At 71.0% G+C, this 2394-nt stretch carries 2 pseudogenes; both read left to right on the forward strand.

Annotation, left to right across the window (positions count from 1 at the left end):
* Positions 1-650: pseudogene (locus GV790_RS31410) on the forward strand (DUF2398 family protein); the annotation flags it as partial.
* Positions 651-2394: pseudogene (locus GV790_RS26265) on the forward strand (endonuclease); the annotation flags it as partial.

Here is a 2394-nt window from a genome sequence, read left to right on the forward strand (position 1 = left end):
GCCTGCGCGCCGAACGGCGCGCCGAGGGTGTGGCATTGATCGATACGTCCGGGCGGTTGTCCGATGTCCGGTTCCCCGGGACCGGGACCCTCGCGCAGGTCGGCTTGCTGCTGGCGGGCGAGATCGCCGACCGGGTCCTCGATATCGATGATCCGATCGCGCGGCACACCGGGGACACCGAGCCCGAGTCCTCGCTCGCGGCCGATCTCGACGCGGCGATCCCCCGGGAATCGGTCTTCGAACCGCTGAGCGAATTCGACACCACGCCAGCCGAATCCGACGAGCCACCCACCGAACCCGCGCCGGAACCGGAGTACCCCTTCGTCGAGACCGCGTGGATCGATGAGACCGTCCGGGCGCTCACCGACCGGTACGGGGCCACGTTCGCCGCGCAATGGCAGGCCGACGTGCCGGGCCTCACCGCCGAGGTGATCGCGCTGCTGGAACGGTTGCGACTGATCGTCCGGGCGCCCGGCGGAGTGCTGGCGTTGCCCGCGCTGGCGCGCTACCGAGGTGCGGTGGTGACGGTGCGCGCGAAGAAATCGGCCGAGCTGTTCGTCACTGCCGCCGAGACGTTCCCGTCCGACGCCGAGGACCGACCTCACCCAGAACCCGTGCTGGGCAAGGCCGGTACGGAAGGAGCCGAGTAGATGCCGCTCATTCACGGCGGGGTGCGATTCGTGCCGACCCGCGCGGGAATCGTGAACCTGTGGGATTACCGCGACCAGGAGTTCTGCTTCGCCGACGGCCGGCTGGTGCTGCGTGGGCCCAATGGGTCCGGCAAGACCAAGGCGCTCGAGGTGCTGTTCCCGTTCGTGCTCGACGGGCGGATCGAGCCACGCAGGCTCAACCCGTTCGCCGGTGAAGAACGCACCATGAAGTCGAATCTGCTCTACCGCAAGCAGGAGTCGGCCTACTCGTATGTGTGGATGGAGTTCGCGCGCGGCGACTGGGACGACCCCGAGGTGGTCACCGTCGGTATCGGGATGCGCGCCACGCGGTCATCGGACAAGGTGACGCGCTGGTATTTCGTCGCCGACGGCCGGGTCGGGGTCGATTTCTCGCTGCTGGGTCCCGACGATCGGCCGTTCACCCGTAAACAGCTGGCCGAGCAGATCGGTTCGGATGCCATCGTCGACCGGCCGGTGGAGTACCGGGCCGCGATCGACGCGCGCATGTTCGGGCTCGGGCAGCAGCGCTACGACCAGCTCATCAACCTGATCCTCACGCTGCGCCGCCCGCAGCTGGCCAAGAACCTCGACCCGCGCGGCTTGTCACAGGCGCTGACCGACGGTCTGCGGCCGCTGGACGAGCAGCTGATCATGGACGCCGCGCGCTCGTTCAGCGATATGGAGGAGGTCGGGCGCACCCTGGCGGGGCTGGTCCACGCCGACACCGCGACCAGGGATTTCGTGGGGGTCTACCGGAAATATCTTGCGGTGCAGGCCAAGACCGACGTCGACCAGGTCGCCGCCCGCCTGGACGCGGTCACGCACGCCTCGACCGCGCTGTTCGCGGCGACGGCGTTGCGGGAGCGTCGCGAGAGCGAACGCACCGCCGCCGAAGCCCGCGCCGAGGATGCCGACCGCGCCTACGAGCAGGCGATCGCCGATCGCGAAACCCTGCAGCGCTCCAGCGCCTACGAGGGCAAACAGCAGCTCGACGACCTCGCCGACGCGGTGCGCAGGCTGGAGACCTCCGCGAGTGCGCACCGCGACAAGGCGGTCAAGGCCGCGCAAACGCTCGATCAGCGCGCGCAGGAGGCCGAGCGCGCCACGGCCGCCGTCGCCACCACGGCCGCCGCACTCGCCCGCGGTGAGGACGAATTGCGCGCCGCCGCCGAGGAAGCCGGGATCTCCTGGACGCCACTGCCGGACGGCTCGCGCGCCGAGCAGCTCACCGCCGCCGTGCGCGGTCACGCCGAGGAACGCGACGCGGACGTGCGCGCCGTTCGTCAAGCGCTCGGGCTGCTCGATACCGCGAGCGCCGAGCGGGCCCGCGCCGAACGGCTCGCCGACCGGGCCCGCACGGCCCGCGATGAGGCGGCGGCCGAGATCGCCCGCGCCGAAGCCGCAGTGGCGCTCGCCCGGACCGAGGCGAGTGCGGCGCTGCGGGATTGGTGGTCGGCACATCGCGAGGTGTACTGCGACAACGACATCGTCGACGCACTCGAGACGGCCCTTGCGCAGACCGGTGCCGACGAGGTGGCAGGCCTGTCGGAAATCCTGGCCGAACAGGCCGAACCTCGGCTCGACGAGCTACGCACCCGCCGCCAGGAAGCAAAGGCGCGCGCGGCGGCCGCCGCCGGGCAGGTGCTCGAGCTGACCGCCGAACGCGACCGGGTGGCCGCGCAGCGCGATGACGCCCCACCGCCCTCACCCACCCGCACCGACC

This window comes from Nocardia cyriacigeorgica (genome assembly GCF_010858045.1).
GTDB lineage: Bacteria > Actinomycetota > Actinomycetes > Mycobacteriales > Mycobacteriaceae > Nocardia > Nocardia cyriacigeorgica_E.